Below are 18,596 nucleotides of genomic sequence, written 5' to 3'. Positions count from 1 at the left end.
TGTTACGCGGTGTAAAGGTTGCTGATATCGTCACGATCCTGGGTAGTGTAGATATCATCATGGGTTCTGTAGACCGTTGATGACGCAACTGGTTAGTGATTCTCATCCGACGTTGTGTGAGGCGATCGCGCTGCGGATAGCAGAAAGTCCGCAGCAGCGCATTACTTTTGCGGAATATATGGATTTAGTGCTGTATCATCCTCAGCACGGTTACTATACAACTCACGCCACGAAACTTGGTAAGCAAGGTGATTTTTTTACCTCGCCGCATTTAGGCGCAGATTTTGGCGAGTTACTCGCCGAACAATTTCTGCAAATCTGGGAAATTTTAGAAAAACCGATTCCTTTTACGCTTCTAGAAATGGGCGCCGGTCAAGGTATTCTAGCGTTGGATATCTTGAACTATCTCGAAAGGCACTATCCAGATTTTTTAGCAGCGCTTAATTATGTCATTATTGAGCGATCGCCTACATTAATTCAAGAACAGCAACAGCGACTCCAAAAGTACCACAATCGCCTTCAATGGCTAACGCTTGCAGAAATTCCCGATAACTCAATTGTCGGCTGCTGCTTTTCTAACGAACTTGTAGACGCGTTTCCTGTACATCAAATTACTATCAAAAACGGACAATTACGCGAAATTTACGTCACAACTCAGAAAACCACGGATCCCCAAGCGACATTTGCAGAAGTTGTAGGCGAAGTTTCAACAGCCAGGATTTTTGATTACTTTGATTTAATCAAGATTGCGTTACCTTCTCCCGCTTATCCTGAAGGTTATCGTAGTGAAGTCAATTTAGCAGCTTTAGATTGGTTGAAAACGGTAGCAGCAAAACTCCAGCGAGGTTACGTGTTAACGATCGATTATGGCTATTCGGCTAGCCGCTACTACAACCCATTTCGACAAGGAACACTGCAATGTTACTATCGCCATCATCGCCATAATAATCCTTACATTTACGTTGGAAAACAAGATATTACAGCGCACGTCGATTTTACAGCGCTGCAAGTATGGGGTGAATTGTGTGGTTTAACAACGGTAGGCTTGACGCAGCAAGGATTATTTTTGATGGCTTTGGGATTAGGGAATCGCATTGCTGCACTTGCGACACTATCACCGCCATCAGTGCAAAAGCTACTACAGCGAAGGGATAGTTTGCATCAGCTACTTGATCCTATCGGGCTTGGTGGATTCAACGTCTTAGTTCAAGGTAAAGCGATCGCGCAGACGCTACTTAAAGGTTTAAATTCACCTTTAATTTGAACTGTTCACTACGAGCGATCTGCTAGAGTTAGTAAAGGTAAATTTGCTCTATTTACTACACTTGCTAAGTCCCCGTCTGTCAAGTCATCGTCGAAAGTTATCTTTTCAGATTATCTAACTTCCAGGAACAGCCAAGTTGTGTAAATTAATGAGTGATACGCTGTAGAAGATTAAGCGTGTACTTCCTCAATGACAGCACAATCCTCCACAAGCGTGAGTACATTTTTGATGACAGTAAATAAAGTGAGTTTAAAGTCCTAGAAGGAGGCCAAAATGAATACGCATGACTTATTGATGCTGATATTGCTACTTACACCTGGTATTCTCCTTTCAGTTTTGATTATGGCTACTTTTGCTGCTGGTGGCTGATTGTTATGTGACTGTGGCTCTTGGTTTGATAGTTTAACCTCAAGGCGAGCGTTAAATTTAACACAGTCAACGAAAGAGTGGTTCGCTTATTATAAATTATCTCTAACCTTGGCTAGTAGCAAATAGCTTCTATTGCATCCTCGCACCTAATTGACAGAAAAATCAGGTGATATACTAAGCAAAAATAGTTATACTCCAGCAATTCCATAAAAATTGCGTAAGAGAGAGAAATTTAAAGCTGAAAAATTAGTAAAATCAGCTATCTTAGTTTAGGTGTTTATACGTAAAAGGAGGATTTATTATTCTGTCTTCTGACTTTTCTCACAATTGCGCCTCTCTATCTTGGAGTTGATGAAGCACACTTGTGAGTCAAGTATCGTAAAAAGAAATCGAGAATACTTTTCTGTGCCAAACATAGCGGTGCTACACATTTACAGTATCACCGGAAAACACTCGTAAAAGTTGACATTGGAAAACGACCTTAAAACTATGGAATCACAAGTGCAACCACCGGAATACGCAAACCCTACTTCTTCAGAAACGATAGGGGTTTCAGATTCAGCACCTCTAGCTACTTTACCACCCTCTACACAAGACGAACAGTGGCGGCGTGTTGGCTCGCAAATTTCTGAATTTCTCGCTCAACTACCTGATTATATTGGCAGATTTTTCAATGAGTACAAGCAGCCGATTATTACTGTCGGTTTAATCCTGGCAGCTATTATTACTGTTAAGGTAGTTCTAGCTGTGTTAGATGCACTCAATGATATTCCACTACTTGCACCAACTTTTGAACTCGTAGGGATTGGTTACTCAGTTTGGTTTGTGAACCGCTATTTACTGCAAGCTTCCAAACGCCAAGAGTTATCACAAGAACTACAATCGTTGAAAAAGCAAGTAATTGGCAGTCAGCAACTACCGGAATCATAAAAGCTATTAACCAACATAGCGAATTTTAAGGGCGAGGGAATTGTATTTAACAAAACCTGCGCCCGTTTATTTTGTCGATATATATTTTCTTGCTTTGAGGCTAGCGGTTAAAAGCACACCTGGACAAACAAAACCTGTCTTCACAGGTTTTTGGTTCTTATTTTGAGTCCATCTTCGTGGACTTAGTTTTTTAGCTGCGACTTCAGTCGCCAAGCTTATCTAAATTTATTGCTGCTGTTGTACTACGTATTGAGATTGAATTGGTTCTAATCTACCTGCACGCACTAAAGCTTGGTAAATAGAAGCAGTTACTTCAGCGCGGGTCGCATTACGGTTTGGTTCTAGCACATTTGTTTCAGGATAGTTGACGACTAAACCGGCATCGGTTGCAGCGGCTACCTGTTCAACTGCCCAGTTAGGAATTTGGTTGGCGTCGCCAAATACACCCAATGTCTGATTAGGATTTTGAGGAGTTGGTAAGTTTAAACCACTTGCTAGCGCCACTAATACTTGGGCACGCGGAATCTGTTGTTGTGGTCGGAAGATATTTCCTGGATACCCTCGCATAAAGCCACTTCTAATCGCGCTACCAATTGCTGGAACTCCCCAGAAATCAGCGGGAACATCTGTAAAAGCGATCGCCTGTTCTCCAGACCCTGGCGGTTGGTCAAAAGCCGCTTGTAAAATTGCGGCAAACTCTGCACGCGTTACTGGTTCATCAGGGCGAAAATAGTCGCCAGCAAAGCCACTTACGATCCCACGTGCCGAAAGCGCATCGATAAAGGGACGAGCCCAATAATTTTCGGGGACATCAACAAACGCAATGGGTTGCAGTTGTTCTGGTGTCGGTGTTGGTGTTGCTTGCGGGACGGGCGCGGGAACAGGAACAATACCTGCAAAAGGTTGGGGTTGTGTGGGTGCAGGTACAAGTGCTTCGGGTGACGGTGTGGTTGGAGCAGCTGGTGGCAGTGGTAGTATCGGTGTTGCTGTTGCAGCTGGTGGAGTTGGTGCCAACGTGGGAGTCACCGTTGGTGAGGGCGATGGCGTTAATAATCCAGGAATACCAACCCAGTCGAAACCGCGATCGCGACGACCAATTGACCAAAGCAAAATAGCGCCAATGGCACCTAAAGCAACCAAAATGGCGATAAACTCATCAAATCCTAAGGGACTTCTTGGCGATGACGGCGGATCGGGAGGGAGATTTGTCATCTGAACTACCAAATAGGTAAATCTAACTCTTAAAAAAGTAACCCACAGGTGCAAATTTTGAAATACTCCAATTTGGGGAATTTTACCGAAAAATCGCGAATAAATTTGCCTCTAGAGAACTCGTAGCACGCTAGGAATGCTATCTACTGCTTCGAGGGTACGAATTTCAGTTAAAGATGAGTGAAAATTTCCTTCGCGGACATCGTGGGTGACAACGACGATTTCGGCTAAATCGCCTTGCAAACCAATTTGCACGATTGATTCTAGGCTGACGCCGTAGTTGCCAAAACAAGTTCCTAATTTACCAATGACACCAGGACGATCTTTTGTCAAAAAGCGGGCATAAAATCGCGTTGTAAGTTCCGCCATTGGGGCGATCGCGCAATAATCTTGATGCGAACAAGCAAGTAAAGGATTGAATTGCGTTTGGACGCGATCGCTTTTTGTTTTCAAAACAGCGGCAACGTTCATAATATCTGAAACGACAGCACTTGCCGTCGCCCCAGCCCCTGCGCCAGGACCATAAAACATCACTTGTCCCAAAGGTTCGCCTTCGATTAAAATCGCGTTGTAGACGCCATTAATACTCGCTAAAGGATGCGATCGCGCCACCAGCGTCGGGTGGACTCTGACTGAAAGCGCTGACGAGGATGGAGTTCGTTGGGCAATTGCTAAGAGTTTAATCACAAAGCCGAGTTTATCGGCATACGCAATATCTGCTTGACTGACGTTACGAATTCCTTCACTATAAACTTCTTGTAGCTTGATGCGCCCGCCAAACGCCAAAGAAGCAAGAATCGCAATCTTATCGGCGGCGTCTAACCCGTCTACGTCCGCAGTGGGATCGGCTTCGGCGTAACCGAGTTTTTGGGCATCGGCTAAAACTGCGTTAAAGTCACTACCTTCGGTTTGCATCCGTGTCAGGATGTAGTTCGTTGTGCCGTTGACAATTCCTGTTACGGCTTGAATGCGGTTAACGCTTAAAGCTTGCTTGAGTGGTTGAATCACAGGAATACCGCCACCTACCGCCGCTTCTAGCATGACGTAGACACCCGCCGCATTCGCCGCTGTAAAAATTTCGTCCCCATAACGCGAAATTACGGCTTTATTGGCGGTAACGACGTGTTTTCCGTGATGAATGGCTTTGAGGATGAGCGAGCGCGCGGGTTCTAATCCACCTAGAACTTCGACAACAATATCCACCTCTGACGCAGTAACTATTGCTTCTAAATCTTTTGTCAATATATCTTTCGGAAGATTTATACCACGCTCTTTGGCGAGCGATCGCACTCCGATTTGGTAAATTTCGATTTCTTGTAATAACGGATGCCGTCCAGTAGGATCGAGTAGTACCTGTGCAGTACCCGTGCCGACGGTTCCTAATCCTAGCAAACCAACTTTAAAAGTCACAGTTTTTCGTACCAGTTCACCAAACACAAGGGGTCGGAGGCTAGAGGTCGGAGGTCAGGGAACGCCTTTAATGTCAAGCTTCTGAATTTGAGCAAGACGCCTCATACTTTGGACTACGCCTTTAGGTATAAATTTATCTTCCTCCTCTGATCTCTGACCTCTGAACCCTGATCTCTAGTACGTTTCTACGTGCCAGCGACCAGCCTTTTTCATTTGTTTCTGGTAGTCTATCCAGTTGACGCCATCTTTAGCTGCTGCTGCTGATAGTGCCTCATCAATACCACCTTCCATACCCTTGAGACCGCAAATGTAAGTATGCGTGTTATCTTGCTGAATCATTTTCCACAATTCATCAGCGTGTTCGGCTACGCGGTCTTGGATGTACATTCTACCGCCTTGAGAGTTTTTCTGTTCGCGGCTAATCGCGTATGTTAAGCGAAAGTTATCAGGATACTTTTGTTGAATTTCTTCAAGTTCTTCCTTGTAGAGAATATTGGGAGTTGTAGGAATTCCAAAGATGAGCCAAGAAAAACCCTTAAATTCATAATCAGGGTTAGCGGCTTTTTCTTCATCCTTAAACATCCGCCACAAATAAGCCCGAAAAGGTGCGATACCTGTTCCGGTAGCGAACATGATAATATTCGCGTTTGGGTCACTCGGTAAGAGCATTTCTTTACCGACAGGACCGGTAATTTTGACATCTTCACCAGGTTCTAGATGACACAGGTAAGTTGAACAAACACCGTAAACAGTTTCTCCCGTTTCTGGGTGCTTGTACTCTAGTTGGCGAACGCAAAGTGATACCGTTTTGTCATCAACATAATCGCCATGACGTGTCGAGGCGATCGAGTATAGGCGAAGTTTTTCTGGCTTACCGTTTTTGTCAGTTCCAGGGGGGATAATACCGATACTTTGACCTTCTAGATAGCGTAAATCGCCTTCAGAGATATCAAATATCAGGTGGCGGACAGTACCAATACCACCTTCACCGACTAACTCTTGATTCGAGATACACTTACCAATAAAAGGAGCATTCGGGCGATAGATGTTAACCGGAACATCAGCGTGCGATTCTTTAGCCTTTGCTTGAGTCATAGGCTTGCCTTTTTTTTCAGAAGTTTTTGGCTGTTGGTCGTCTGATTTGATGGCATTAGATTCGCTTGTCGCAGTCGCGGGTGTGGCTGATGCGCCATTTCCTTGGCTGTGACTTGCTTGTGTTTTCATTACTGAAAAACCATTAGCTACGCCATCACCGTTCAGGGGGTGAATGCTAACAATTTTGCCGCCGAGACGAGTGATTCGCCGCATTTCTTGATTCATACGACTGTAAGGCACTCTGATAAAAACACTACCGCTTTGACGAATAGGATAGTTGGTTTTGTCAGTTTCTTCGTTCTGGCGTAACCCGACTACTTCGTAAATAAAAACGCGGCTACCAGATACTGTATTGGCAGCACCATCAGCGGCGCTTGAGTTGTACATCGATGAATTTTCTCCGATCCCTACTTAACTTGTTACTAAAAAAAGTTTCTGCCCAAAACAAATTTTACCGCCGGAGCGCGGAAGTAAAAAATATTTAAAGACAGTAGCCTTTATTCATAAACTGAACCCTACGACACTCACTCTTTACTCAGCAGCAATTGCAGCAATGACAATTAAGCTTTTACCACCCTATCGGGTAAACAACTTGCATAATGTCAAGAGTGAGTCAGTTTTGATTTTTTTATAAAAATGCGCAACTAAACCTTAGCATAAGTACTGAGACAGACGATAACGCTCGCGTCAGCCTTGTAGAGTAGTTTACATTCTGGTAGGATCTACTATAACGGTAGGACTAAATACTTAACAGCTATATCTCCCGTCTCCCAAGTTGGGGATTGCTGGAGTGTTACGCGAATACGTTGTCTCCTGTCAAAAGCTCTGTGGTTTCGTATCCACAGCCAGCTAACCAACAGAATAACCCCTGGGCTAAAGATAAGCGAAAACTTAGCAATTGACTCATCTTGTTGTTAGAGGACACCTATGACCAGTAAGCCGGACCGCGTGGTTCTAATTGGCGTTGCCGGAGACTCCGGATGCGGGAAATCCACATTTTTACGCCGTTTAACAGATTTATTTGGAGAAGAGTTTCTCACAGTCATCTGTCTTGACGACTATCATAGTTTGGATCGCAAACAGCGTAAAGAAACCGGAATAACTGCACTTGACCCTAGAGCAAATAATTTTGACCTAATGTACGAGCAGATTAAAGCGCTCAAGAACGGTCAAGCGATTGATAAACCGATTTATAACCACGAAACCGGCATGATCGACCCGCCAGAGCGGGTCGAGCCGAATCATATTATTGTGGTCGAAGGTTTACATCCGTTATATGACGAGCGGGTGCGATCGCTCCTCGACTTCAGCGTTTACTTGGACATTAGCGACGAAGTCAAAATTGCCTGGAAAATTCAACGCGACATGGCAGAACGGGGTCATCGTTACGAAGACGTACTTCAAGCGATTAATGCGCGTCGTCCTGACTTTCAAGCGTACATCGAGCCACAAAGAGAATTTGCAGATGTCGTATTACAGGTATTACCTACAAATCTGATTAAAGACGACACCGAACGCAAAGTATTACGCGTACGGATGCTTCAACGCGAAGGAAAAGAAGGCTTCGATCCAGTATATTTATTTGACGAAGGATCAACAATTCATTGGACACCTTGTGGTCGCAAACTGACTTGCTCGTATCCTGGAATGCGACTATTCTATGGCTCAGATGTTTATTATGGTCGCTATGTTTCGGTACTAGAAGTCGATGGTCAGTTCGACCGATTGGAAGAAGTCAGCTACATCGAGACGCATTTGAGCAATACTTCGACCAAGTATCCTGGTGAAATGACGCATTTATTGCTACAGCACCGCGAGTATCCTGGCTCGAACAATGGCACAGGGTTATTCCAGGTGTTGACAGGCTTGAAAATGCGGGCAACTTATGAGCGTTTGATGGCAGCGAAGAATAAAGAAAAAGTTGCGGTTCAAGTTTAGAAGTAAGCGGCTTGTAAGTTTTTGGGGCGCAGCAGAATGCGTCCTTTTTTTTAACGAACCACTCCAGACACAGAGGACACAGAGAAAAGATTAAGAGAGAATTAGGCGTTTGATGCCATTTTTGAGGAGAGGAACGTTGAAGTTGATAAGTAAGGCGAGTGGATAACCTGTTTAGGTAGGAGAGGACTTGCGCTTCGTGAATTGGGGCGAGTTTTTCCACAGCTTTTAATTCAACGATTAAAGTGTTGCTAATGAGTAAATCTAATCTACCTTCACCAACTTGCTCTCCCTTATAACGCACTGCAACCACTGGCTGGCGCGTAAACGGTATTTTACGTAGCCGAAGTTCAACACACAAAGCCTCCTCGTAAACAGTCTCTAAAAAACCTGGTCCCAACAACCGATGAACCTCAATTGCCGCTCCAATCAAAGCCTCGGTCAACTGATTCACATTCTCTCCTAACATCTTTTCCTCTGCGTTCTCTGCGCCTTTGTAGTTCGTTCCTTCCATCACCCTGTGGCAAAATCTTATATAAGCTGTTCTCATATAGTCTTCCCTCCATGACCGCAACTGTGACCAATCTGCCCAGCCTCTACGAACCCTTCTCCACCGAAGCCAAGTGGCAAAAAGCGTGGGAAGAAAACCAAGCGTTCCAAGCCAACCCGGAAAACGGCGGCGAACCCTATTGCATCGTCATTCCCCCGCCAAATGTCACGGGTAGTTTGCATATGGGACACGCCTTTGAAAGTGCCTTGATTGATACGCTGGTGCGCTACCACCGCATGAAAGGACGCAATACACTGTGGCTTCCTGGGACGGATCACGCGAGTATTGCAGTGCAGGCAATTTTGGAAAAACAACTCAAGGCGGAGGGTAAAACGCGCTACGACTTGGGACGCGAGAAGTTTCTCGAACGCGCTTGGCAATGGAAGGCAGAATCGGGCGGGACAATCGTCAACCAACTGCGACGCTTGGGTGTGTCGGCAGATTGGTCGCGGGAACGCTTTACGATGGATGAAGGTTTATCGAAGGCAGTTTTAGAAGCTTTTGTTCGGCTGTATGAAGAAGGGTTGATTTATCGCGGAAACTATCTGGTGAATTGGTGTCCGGCTACGCAGTCGGCGGTGTCAGATTTGGAGGTGGAAAGCCAGGAAGTTAACGGGCATTTGTGGCATTTTCGCTATCCGTTGAGCGATGGATCCGGTTATGTAGAAGTCGCGACGACGCGCCCTGAAACGATGTTGGGTGATACAGCGGTGGCGGTGAATCCGAATGATGATCGCTACAAGCATTTGATTGGTAAAACGCTGACTCTCCCTATTCTCAATCGTGAAATTCGCATAATTGCGGATGAGTTAGTTGAGATGGAGTTTGGTACAGGGTGCGTTAAGGTGACTCCAGCGCACGATCCGAATGATTTTGAGATGGGTAAGCGCCACGATTTGCCGTTTATCAACATCATGAACAAGGACGGTACGCTCAATGAAAATGCGGGACCGTTTCAAGGGCAAGATCGGTTTGTGGCGCGGAAGAATGTCGTGCAGCGATTAGAAACTGACGGAGTTTTAGTCAAGGTAGAAGAGTATAAACATACCGTGCCGTATAGCGATCGCGGTAAGGTTCCTGTAGAACCCTTACTTTCAACGCAGTGGTTTGTCAAAATTCGCCCACTGGCAGATCGCACACTGGAATTTCTTGATGAACGCAATTCGCCAGAGTTTATTCCACAGCGCTGGACGAAAGTTTATCGCGACTGGCTGGTTAATCTCAAAGATTGGTGTATCTCGCGTCAGTTGTGGTGGGGACATCAAATTCCTGCTTGGTACGCTGTTAGTGAAACGAATGGAGAAATTACGGATGCAACGCCGTTTGTCGTGGCGCGCAGTGCAGCGGAGGCACAAGAAAAAGCTACTACCCAGTTTGGAGAAGATGTCAAACTAGAGCAAGACCCTGACGTTTTAGATACGTGGTTTTCTTCAGGATTATGGCCATTTTCGACTTTGGGCTGGCCTGAGCAAACTCGCGATTTGGAGTTTTATTACCCGACGTCTACGTTGGTTACAGGCTTTGACATCATTTTCTTCTGGGTGGCGCGCATGACAATGCTAGCAGGACATTTTACCGGACAAATGCCATTCAAGGATGTGTATATCCACGGCTTGGTGCGCGATGAAAATAATAAGAAAATGTCGAAGTCGGCAAATAATGGCATTGACCCCTTGATTTTAATTGATAAATATGGTACAGATGCACTTCGCTACACCTTAATTAAAGAAGTCGCAGGCGCGGGACAAGATATTCGACTCGAATACAACCGCAAAACGAATGAATCAGTTTCAGTCGAAGCATCGCGTAACTTTGCGAATAAACTGTGGAACGCGGCGCGGTTTGTGATGATGAATTTGGATGGAAAAACACCGCAGCAGTTAGGTGCACCTAACTGCGAATTAGAATTAAGCGATCGCTGGATTCTGTCACGGTTCTATCAAGTTGTGCAACAAACGAGTGATTATATCGATAAATATGGATTAGGAGAAGCTGCGAAGGGACTTTACGATTTCATTTGGGGTGATTTCTGCGATTGGTACATTGAACTTGTGAAATCACGTCTGCAAAACAAATCGACAACCGCTTCGCGACAAGTTGCGCAACAAACTCTAGGTTATGTTTTAGAAGGAATTCTACAACTGCTGCATCCATTTATGCCGCATATTACTGAGGAAATTTGGCACACGCTGACGCAAGCAGATACAAATCAATTTTTAGCATTGCGATCGTATCCAGAGGTCGATCAAAACCTCATCGATCCAGAGTTGGAACAACGGTTTGATTTACTCATTGGTACTATCCGCACACTTCGGAATCTACGTGCTGAAGCGGATATTAAGCCTGGAGTTAAAGTCACCGCTTTTTTACAAAGTGAAAGCGCTCATGAGCGCGAAATTTTGACACAAGGACAATTTTACATTCAGGAATTGGCGAAAGTCGAAACATTAAAGATTACGGCTACTGTCGAACAAGTTGAATCGGTAATTGCTGGGGTTATTGGTACGATCCAAGTACTCATTCCGCTTACAGGTGTCGTTGATGTGGAAGCGTTGCGGGCTAAGCTTAAGAAAGATATTGCGAAGCTTGAAGCTGAAGTCACAGCACTCGCTACACGGCTAAATAATCCTAATTTTGTGAATAAGGCTCCGGCTGAAGTTGTTCAAGGTGCAAGAGATGCGTTTGCAGAAGCCCAAACACAGTTGCAGATTCTTCAAGAACGGTTGCGGCGTTTGGCTTAGATTCTCTTTTTTAACGAACCACAGAGGCACAGAGCACACTGAGGGAAGAATAAGGAGAGGTTTTTAGAAATGATTGGGGTACTTTCTAGATACAATTTTACTCACCTTCGTTTGTAACTCATATACTATAGCAATGGTCAACAAGGTAGGAAATTCTGGAAGCTTAGAAGCGTTGCCTCAACTAGCTTTTATTTCCGACCTCTGAACTCTAAACCTCTGAAATCTACTATGGGCAATGCGACATTTGGCTCAGGTGCAAAAACACCAATTATCTGGTAAGTTGAATCTTCGGTTACTGGCAGTTCAAGAAGCCGAGTACACCTGGGCAATTCTTACTGAGGAAAAAGTCATTCCTCTGGCTGAGGTGTTGAAAAGCTCTGATGCTGAACAACTGCACGAAGGCTTACTTATTTTATTGGAGTTATCTCCTACAGGGGAAATTAAACATATCGAAAATGCGACAAATTGGGTGCTGGATTTGATCAAAACTTATTTAACGAGTGGCATTACTCCAGCGTTTTTGCAGCAGGAAACCGAAAGAGCAGAACAGTGGCGACAAACTTTAACTTTACAAACTCAAGAATTAGCACGGCGATCGCTTGAGGTTGAAGCACGTCGCGAACAAATTCAAGCGTTGGAAGAAAGTTTAAAGCGCGAACGCGAAGGGGAAAATTGAGTAGCTACAAAATCTTTTCCATAAATCGCAGACGCCCGCCGACTGAAGTCGGGGGCTATTTGAACTAAGTGTGATAAGCCACACTGAAACGGTGTTTTGAGAGGATAAAACGTGGCGTAGTCCGCGCAGGCGGACTTTGTTTACTAGCCGCGAATTTATTCGCTAGGCTATCTTATTTTTTTAGCTGGAACAGGCGCGAGGGCAGGTCTTTTAACTTGACCGTTAGTGTAGGCTGGTTCGGGCGAAACTAATACTTCTCGAATCAAACGAGCGATCGCGCGTTGGGCTAAGCGGCTAGCAACTTGTTGACCCATGCGTTGTAATTCAGGTTTCAACAAAAGTTGTGGAATCTGGGGCGCGATTTTGGCGGTGTCAAAGCCTTGTGTTTCTTGTAGGATATTCCACACGCGTCTAATGTGTTCTAGCGTTTGTTCTTGCTCAACGGGGGCGTTGGGTGCTTCTTCAATTGCCCACGCGAGGCGGTTGGCTAGAGGCGCTTTGAGAATGCGATCGCGTAGGTTACTTGTGACGTTGTGTAAAGTATTTTGACCTAAAGCATCAATTCCTTTGACAATTTCATCGACAAGGTTGTTGCGAATGAAAGCACCGCGTTCGGACGAGAGAAACTCGATTGTTTGCTCTAAAACTTGATTGAAATCGTATTCTTGGCTACTACGCGCATTGCGTAATAAGTTTTCTAACCGGTTCCAACGGAAACGACCATCTCTAAACAGAAGATCGCGTAACGAGGCGCGTAATTCGGGTGCTGGATCGGTGAGTAACCGCTTCGCAACGTATGGATAAGCCGCACTGAGAACTTTAAAGTTAGGGTCGATGTTAATCGCAATTCCTTCTAACGTTACCAACGACCTGATAATTAATGCGTAGTATGCTGGAACGCGGAAGGGATACTCATACATCAATGCCGATAGCTCGTCGGTGATATTTTTAATATTTAGCTCGGCAACACTTGCGCCTAAAGCATTATTAAAGACACGCGCTAACGCTGGAATAATCGGAGTTAAATCGGTATCTGGAGTCAAAAAGTCGAGTTTGACATAATCGTGGGCTAAACCCTCAAAGTCACGGTTAACCATGTGGACGATCGCTTCGATCAAACCATAGCGTTGATGCGGTTCAATCTCGCTCATCATGCCAAAGTCGAGATATGCTAATTTGCCATCAGGAGTTGCTAACAAGTTACCTGGATGTGGATCGGCGTGGAAAAAGCCATGTTCAAGTAATTGGCGTAGCGAACACTGAACGCCGACTTCAACGAGATAACGCGCATCAATTCCCTGCACGCGAATCGCTTCGGCTTGAGTTAACTTGGTTCCGACGATCCACTCCATCGTCAGGACACGACGCTGCGTATACTGCCAATAAATCTTGGGAACGTAGATATCTTTGATGTGACCGTAAAGCTGAGCAAAGCGTTCGGCGTTTTCTCCTTCGTGGATGTAATCCATCTCTTCAAAGATGCGATAGCCGAATTCGTCCAAAATCGCGACTAAATCGCTGCGCACGCGCTTGATATTTTTGTTTGCCCACGCTGCGATGCGGCGCAATATATACAGGTCTACGGTGATGCACTCGCGTAAGTCGGGACGTTGAACTTTAACCGCGACTGTCTCGCCTGTTTTTAACTTACCTTTATAAACTTGTCCTAAAGAAGCAGCAGCAAGTGGTTGTGGCGATAATTCGGCGTAGATGTTTTCGGGGCGATCGCCGAGTTCTTCTTCGATGAATTGGTACGCAATTTCGTTCGGGAAAGGCGGAAGTTGGTCTTGTAGCTGTGTTAACTCTTCTAAATATAATGGCGGAACTAAATCAGGTCGCGTAGATAACGCTTGACCAATTTTGATATACGCAGGTCCCAATCGAGTTAACAATTCACGTAACTGAATTGCCCGACGCTGTTGATTTTCAATTGCGCGGTTGCGTTGGCGATCCCACCATAAACCAAACGCAAAGCTGAGAATAGGAAATATGACTCTGAAGATTCGCCCTAGAACTTCAAGTGGTCTGTGACGAAAATATTCGGCTATTTCATCAGGGTCGTAGCGCAGCATTTCTGGTTCTACAACACTGGGAAGAACGGTATGATGTGATGGTCGCTCCTCTACGACGGTTAGGTCATTTACTTGCATAGCTAGGGTAATTACAGGCTCATTAAGTTGTGAAGAGTAGTATTTTCCGTTCATGAATCTCTAACCGCTGTAGCGGAACTATGTTAATAATTGTAACATTTTTTTTGCAATAAGCTTCAGTTTCAGTTTTTTGCGAAAGATACAGCAGTTGGGGCTGTGAATGAATCGCCAATCTATTTAAACAATTCGCCAGAAGGCATTCATGAAATTTTGGTACAAAATCGGCGATGGCGCAAAAAAAAGATCGATCGAGCTTGTCGCATGTTCCTCATAATGAAAAATAGTCTCCTCTAGATTGTCAGCTTGCGGCATCTGCCCTCACGGTGAATTCAACTTTATTATGTTAATCTGCCTGCGGATCGAAAACTTTGCGTTGATTGACCAGTTAGAACTAGACTTTGGCGCTGGTTTAAATGTGTTAACGGGCGAAACTGGTGCAGGAAAATCAATTATTTTGGATGCGATCGATGCGGCGTTGGGCGGTAAAGTTTCTAGTCGCGTGATTCGCACTGGAACAAGTCGGGCGTTGGTAGAAGCAACGTTTAAACTCGACGCGAAGATGATTTCTTGGTTGACGGCGCAAGAAATTGAGCTAATCGATGAAGATTGTATTGTCTGTAGTCGCGAAATGACGACAACCGGCGGTAGCCTCCGCAGTCGATCGCGGGTGAATGGTATTCTTGTCAATCGTCAATTAATGGCAGAATTGCGCGATCGCATCGTCGAAATTACCGCACAAGGGCAAACAGTACAAGTTGGACAACCCGCACAAGTTCGCGATTGGTTAGATGCTTATGGTGGTAAAGCGCATTTTCAACAGCGCGAAATTGTTACCGCAGCTTTTGCGGATTATCAGCAAGCAAAAACCGTACTCGAAAAACGGCGACAATCAGAACGCGATCGCTTGCAACAACTCGATTTACTTACATATCAAGTCCAAGAACTCAAAACCGCAAATCTCACTGAAGCGGATGAATTTGAACAACTCGAACAAGAACGCCAGCGTCTCAGTCACGTTGTCGAGTTGCAGCAATTGAGTTACCAAGTTTACCAAGCGTTGTATCAAAACGACGATGACGCGCCTGCTAGTGCTGATTTACTCGCGCAATCGGAAGCAAAGTTAACCGATATGGTACAGTATGATGCGCAGTTACAGCCGATTTTAGACTTGGTAAGTGAAGCTTTAGCCGCTGTCACCGAAGCTGGGCGACAAATTAATGCTTATGGTGAAAGTTTAGAAGCTGATCCGCAGCGACTTGTTGAAGTCGAAGAACGCATTCGCGAACTCAAGCAAATTTGCCGGAAGTATGGTCCGACATTACCCGATGCGATCGCCTACTATCAGAAAATTGCTGCCGAATTAGCAGAACTCAATAGCAGCGAATACTCGGTTGAAGTTTTAGAACAACAAGAACAAAAATATCTTAAGAAATTAAATCAAGCTTGTCACAAATTAACAGAGCTACGTCAAACTGCCGCAGCACAACTCGAAGCACGATTGGTTGCAGAACTTAAACCTTTGGCAATGGAAAAGGTACAGTTTCAGGTGGAAGTGATGGCGACATCTCCTACAGCAATGGGCGCAAATAAAATAACGTTCTTGTTTAGTCCAAACCCAGGCGAACCATTACAACCGCTAACGGCGATCGCATCGGGGGGCGAAATGAGCCGCTTTTTATTGGCATTGAAATCATGTTTTTCTGAAGCCGACGCTGTAGGAACATTAATATTTGACGAAATTGATGTTGGAGTTTCCGGAAGAGTTGCACAGGCGATCGCTGAAAAATTACACCAACTCAGTCAACATCATCAAGTGTTGTGTGTCACACACCAACCTTTAGTTGCAGCAATGGCAGATCGACACTTTCGTGTTGATAAAGTTGTGGAGGAAACTTCTACAACTTCTGATTTGCGTACAATCGTGCGAGTCACCGCACTTGATAACTTCACGACTCGCCGCGAAGAACTCGCAACGCTTGCGGGTGGTAAATCAGCACATGATGCGATCGCGTTTGCTGAATCGCTACTCACTCAAGCTGCGCAACGTCGCGTGCCATTGTAGGTAAGCGATTTGCCAACTAGCAAATAATCTTATCTGTAGCAATCCCAAAATCATTGTGAATTAAAACGCATTTTAGAATTAAGTAGTGAAAAAATCTGATTAGATTGTTGAAATTTGAGATTGTCGCAGAGGTCAGAGGCATAATTCATTCTTTCACCTTTCCTCTCCTCTTCGGTCAGCAGCCAATTAGGTTAGTTTTTGTGCAAACGTTGCAAGTTGGTGTATCTACAATTGCTTGTTTGTATAAGAAACTTAAAACTTTAAATAAAGGTATAAACTTAAACATGGTTCTTACGCCAGATCCAGGTAGTACGCTGAGTACAGCTTATGGACTTTCAACAATAAGTGGTAGAAGTGCTGTGTTGAGTGATGCAGTCGGCACTGCTGACCCCAATGACTATTTTCGGTTCAGTTTTAGCGCATCTAGTAGTAGTCTGAGTGTGTTATTAAGTGGCTTGAGCGCAAATGCCGATTTGCAAGTCATACGCGATGCTAACTTTAATCGAACTGTTGATCCAGGCGAAGTTATCGGTAGCTCAACACGCACTGGTACAGCATCCGAACAGATCAATCTCTCAAATTTGGCAGCAGGTGACTACTATGTTCGAGTTTACCAAGTTAGTGGTGACACAAACTATAACCTGACATTAGTTTCCGATGCTGCGGGTGCAACAACAGTAACAGCGCGCAACATTGGTACGCCTCCTACAGAGTTCACCAATACTTATAGAGATTTTGTCGGAAATACGGGAACAGGAGTTACTGACACAGCAGATGTTTATCGCTTCAATGTGACAACTCGCAGCAATTTGAATGCGTTTCTAACCAATGCAGGAGCCAATGCGAACGTTCAACTTCTAAACAGTAACGGTAATGTCATTCAGAGTGCGCTCAATGGGTTTCATGGGGTAACGCCAGCACAAACGATCGCTCGATTCATTGATCCAGGTACTTACTTTCTGCGCGTGACTCCGGCGGTTACAAACAGCACCAATTATACACTCACAATTGCTACGCCTCCGATAAGTTCTAGCTTGGAGTGGGTTAAGCAACTAGGTACAGCTTCTAACTTTGACAGCGCGAAAGATGTAGCAGTTGATGGTTCAGGAAATGTCTATGTTGTGGGCGAAACTCCTGGTCAGTTACTAGGTAATAATGCAGGTTTTACGGATGGCTTTCTGGCAAAGTATAACAGCAGCGGTACGCTCCAGTGGATTCGAGAGATTGAGACTTGGACTAACGATGATGTTAATGCGGTTGCGGTAGATGGATCTGGCAACGTCTACATTGGGGGAAGTGGATCAAGTGCTGCTGTCGCTGCTAATGTCTCTGGAGATGCTTTTATTGCCAAGTATGATGGCAATGGTAATCAAACCTGGTTACGACGACTTGGCGCAACGATCGGGTTGGGTGGACATGCGCAAGTCAACGATCTCACTGTAGATGTTGCTGGTATTCTCTACGTAACAGGAACCGCGAATAGTGGTAGTACCAACTTTGATGCTTTTGTTGGCAAATATCGCACGAGCAATGGTGCAACGCAATGGTTTAAGCGTGTAGGAACTCCAAATTCTAATGCTTGGGATGAAGGATATGGAATTGCTGTCGATCGCACAGGTGCAGTCTACATTAGCGGGCGAACTGCGGGGAATCTAGGTGCGACAAATGCGGGAAGCGATGATGCTTTCTTAGTTAAGTACAACAGCACGGGTACTCAGCAATGGATTCGCCAATTTGGTCTTAAGAGTAATGATTCGGGCAATGGAGTTGCAGTTGACGCGAGTGGTAATGTGTATGTTACAGGTAATTCTTTTGGCAACCTAGGGGGTACAGGAACCGGTCAAAGTTACTTGACCAAATTCGGTAGCAATGGATCGCGTCTATGGACAACTCAATTTGGGGGAAATTTGCCTACTGGTGCATCTGATGTCAAAGTTGACGCCAGCGGTAACATCTATGTAGCTGGTGCGAGTCAGAATTCATTTGGTAGCACTGCTTACGGAACTTGGGATGCTTATTTCTTGCAGTTTAACAGTAATGGCGTGATGCAACAGGGAACAACGCTTGGTACAACTTCTACAGATAGAGCGTCTGGTATTGCTTTGGATAGCTTAGGTAATGTCTATATTACTGGTACTACGTTTGGGACACTCGCAGATGCAAGTGCAGGTGGTACAGATGTCTTTGTTGCTAAGTTCTAAT

The 18,596-nt window shown here is 44.9% G+C and carries 12 protein-coding genes and 1 pseudogene; 8 read left to right on the top strand and 5 right to left on the bottom strand.

What is annotated here, in order from left to right; genetic code table 11:
- From NIES1031_RS24015 to NIES1031_RS20850, 3 genes are all read left to right on the top strand, one after another.
- Window positions 1-80, top strand: an 80-nt coding sequence (locus NIES1031_RS24015; protein WP_143167737.1) for an NADH-quinone oxidoreductase subunit D-related protein, incomplete at its 5' end; no start/stop codon positions are given.
- Window positions 80-1,264 carry a class I SAM-dependent methyltransferase gene (locus NIES1031_RS20855; protein WP_073551371.1) on the top strand — a complete coding sequence of 395 codons (1,185 nt, stop codon included), beginning with the start codon at window positions 80-82 and terminating at the stop codon, window positions 1,262-1,264. The genes NIES1031_RS24015 and NIES1031_RS20855, both read left to right, overlap by 1 nt.
- Before the next feature lie 858 nt (window positions 1,265-2,122).
- The gene (locus NIES1031_RS20850) at window positions 2,123-2,563 is read left to right on the top strand and encodes a CAAD domain-containing protein (protein WP_015189192.1); all 441 of its coding nucleotides are present in this window, start codon (window positions 2,123-2,125) and stop codon (window positions 2,561-2,563) included.
- Window positions 2,564-2,788: 225 nt separating this feature from the next.
- On the opposite strand, the gene NIES1031_RS20845 is transcribed toward NIES1031_RS20850, so the two are convergent.
- From NIES1031_RS20845 to petH, 3 genes are all read right to left on the bottom strand, one after another.
- Window positions 2,789-3,775: an S-layer homology domain-containing protein gene (locus NIES1031_RS20845; RefSeq protein ID WP_073551370.1), complete on the bottom strand. Its 987-nt coding sequence runs from the start codon at window positions 3,773-3,775 to the stop codon at window positions 2,789-2,791.
- A 111-nt stretch (window positions 3,776-3,886) separates the two neighbouring features.
- The gene (locus NIES1031_RS20840) at window positions 3,887-5,185 is read right to left on the bottom strand and encodes a homoserine dehydrogenase (RefSeq protein WP_143167841.1); all 1,299 of its coding nucleotides are present in this window, start codon (window positions 5,183-5,185) and stop codon (window positions 3,887-3,889) included.
- 174 nt (window positions 5,186-5,359) lie between these two features.
- Window positions 5,360-6,667, bottom strand: coding sequence for a bifunctional rod-capping linker CpcD/ferredoxin--NADP reductase PetH (gene petH / locus NIES1031_RS20835; protein ID WP_073551369.1), 1,308 nt, complete (start codon window positions 6,665-6,667; stop codon window positions 5,360-5,362).
- Window positions 6,668-7,207: 540 nt separating this feature from the next.
- On the opposite strand from petH, the gene NIES1031_RS20830 reads away from it, so the two are divergent.
- Window positions 7,208-8,218 carry a phosphoribulokinase gene (locus tag NIES1031_RS20830; protein WP_073551368.1) on the top strand — a complete coding sequence of 337 codons (1,011 nt, stop codon included), beginning with the start codon at window positions 7,208-7,210 and terminating at the stop codon, window positions 8,216-8,218.
- A gap of 205 nt (window positions 8,219-8,423) precedes the next feature.
- Here the strand turns inward: NIES1031_RS20830 and NIES1031_RS25840 are convergent.
- Window positions 8,424-8,684 (bottom strand): annotated as a pseudogene (locus NIES1031_RS25840) (GxxExxY protein); the annotation flags it as partial.
- Between the two features lie 95 nt (window positions 8,685-8,779).
- Between NIES1031_RS25840 and NIES1031_RS20820 the strand changes: the two are divergent.
- Window positions 8,780-11,506, top strand: coding sequence for a valine--tRNA ligase (locus tag NIES1031_RS20820; RefSeq protein WP_073551367.1), 2,727 nt, complete (start codon window positions 8,780-8,782; stop codon window positions 11,504-11,506).
- 235 nt (window positions 11,507-11,741) lie between these two features.
- The gene (locus NIES1031_RS20815) at window positions 11,742-12,182 is read left to right on the top strand and encodes a hypothetical protein (protein ID WP_073551366.1); all 441 of its coding nucleotides are present in this window, start codon (window positions 11,742-11,744) and stop codon (window positions 12,180-12,182) included.
- 167 nt (window positions 12,183-12,349) lie between these two features.
- On the opposite strand, the gene NIES1031_RS20810 is transcribed toward NIES1031_RS20815, so the two are convergent.
- On the bottom strand, window positions 12,350-14,386 hold the full coding sequence (locus NIES1031_RS20810; protein WP_073551365.1) for an ABC1 kinase family protein: 2,037 nt from the start codon (window positions 14,384-14,386) through the stop codon (window positions 12,350-12,352).
- A gap of 286 nt (window positions 14,387-14,672) precedes the next feature.
- Here NIES1031_RS20810 and recN point away from each other — a divergent pair, with 286 nt between their 5' ends.
- Window positions 14,673-16,394 carry a DNA repair protein RecN gene (recN, locus tag NIES1031_RS20805; RefSeq protein ID WP_073551364.1) on the top strand — a complete coding sequence of 574 codons (1,722 nt, stop codon included), beginning with the start codon at window positions 14,673-14,675 and terminating at the stop codon, window positions 16,392-16,394.
- Window positions 16,395-16,678: 284 nt separating this feature from the next.
- Window positions 16,679-18,595: an SBBP repeat-containing protein gene (locus NIES1031_RS23495; protein ID WP_143167840.1), complete on the top strand. Its 1,917-nt coding sequence runs from the start codon at window positions 16,679-16,681 to the stop codon at window positions 18,593-18,595.
- The last annotated feature ends 1 nt before the right edge of the window (window position 18,596 follow it).

Source organism: Chroogloeocystis siderophila 5.2 s.c.1 (assembly GCF_001904655.1).
Lineage (GTDB): Bacteria > Cyanobacteriota > Cyanobacteriia > Cyanobacteriales > Chroococcidiopsidaceae > Chroogloeocystis > Chroogloeocystis siderophila.
This window is presented reverse-complemented; position numbering and strand designations above follow the sequence as displayed.

Coding starts and splice junctions, on each gene's coding strand:
- NIES1031_RS20820 (WP_073551367.1), top strand. CDS start 8,780: ATGACCGCAACTGTGACCAATCTGCCCAGCCTCTACGAACCCTTCTCC.
- NIES1031_RS20810 (WP_073551365.1), bottom strand. CDS start 14,386: ATGAACGGAAAATACTACTCTTCACAACTTAATGAGCCTGTAATTACC.
- NIES1031_RS20845 (WP_073551370.1), bottom strand. CDS start 3,775: ATGACAAATCTCCCTCCCGATCCGCCGTCATCGCCAAGAAGTCCCTTA.
- petH (WP_073551369.1), bottom strand. CDS start 6,667: ATGTACAACTCAAGCGCCGCTGATGGTGCTGCCAATACAGTATCTGGT.
- NIES1031_RS23495 (WP_143167840.1), top strand. CDS start 16,679: ATGGTTCTTACGCCAGATCCAGGTAGTACGCTGAGTACAGCTTATGGA.
- NIES1031_RS20815 (WP_073551366.1), top strand. CDS start 11,742: ATGCGACATTTGGCTCAGGTGCAAAAACACCAATTATCTGGTAAGTTG.
- recN (WP_073551364.1), top strand. CDS start 14,673: ATGTTAATCTGCCTGCGGATCGAAAACTTTGCGTTGATTGACCAGTTA.
- NIES1031_RS20830 (WP_073551368.1), top strand. CDS start 7,208: ATGACCAGTAAGCCGGACCGCGTGGTTCTAATTGGCGTTGCCGGAGAC.
- NIES1031_RS20850 (WP_015189192.1), top strand. CDS start 2,123: ATGGAATCACAAGTGCAACCACCGGAATACGCAAACCCTACTTCTTCA.
- NIES1031_RS20855 (WP_073551371.1), top strand. CDS start 80: ATGACGCAACTGGTTAGTGATTCTCATCCGACGTTGTGTGAGGCGATC.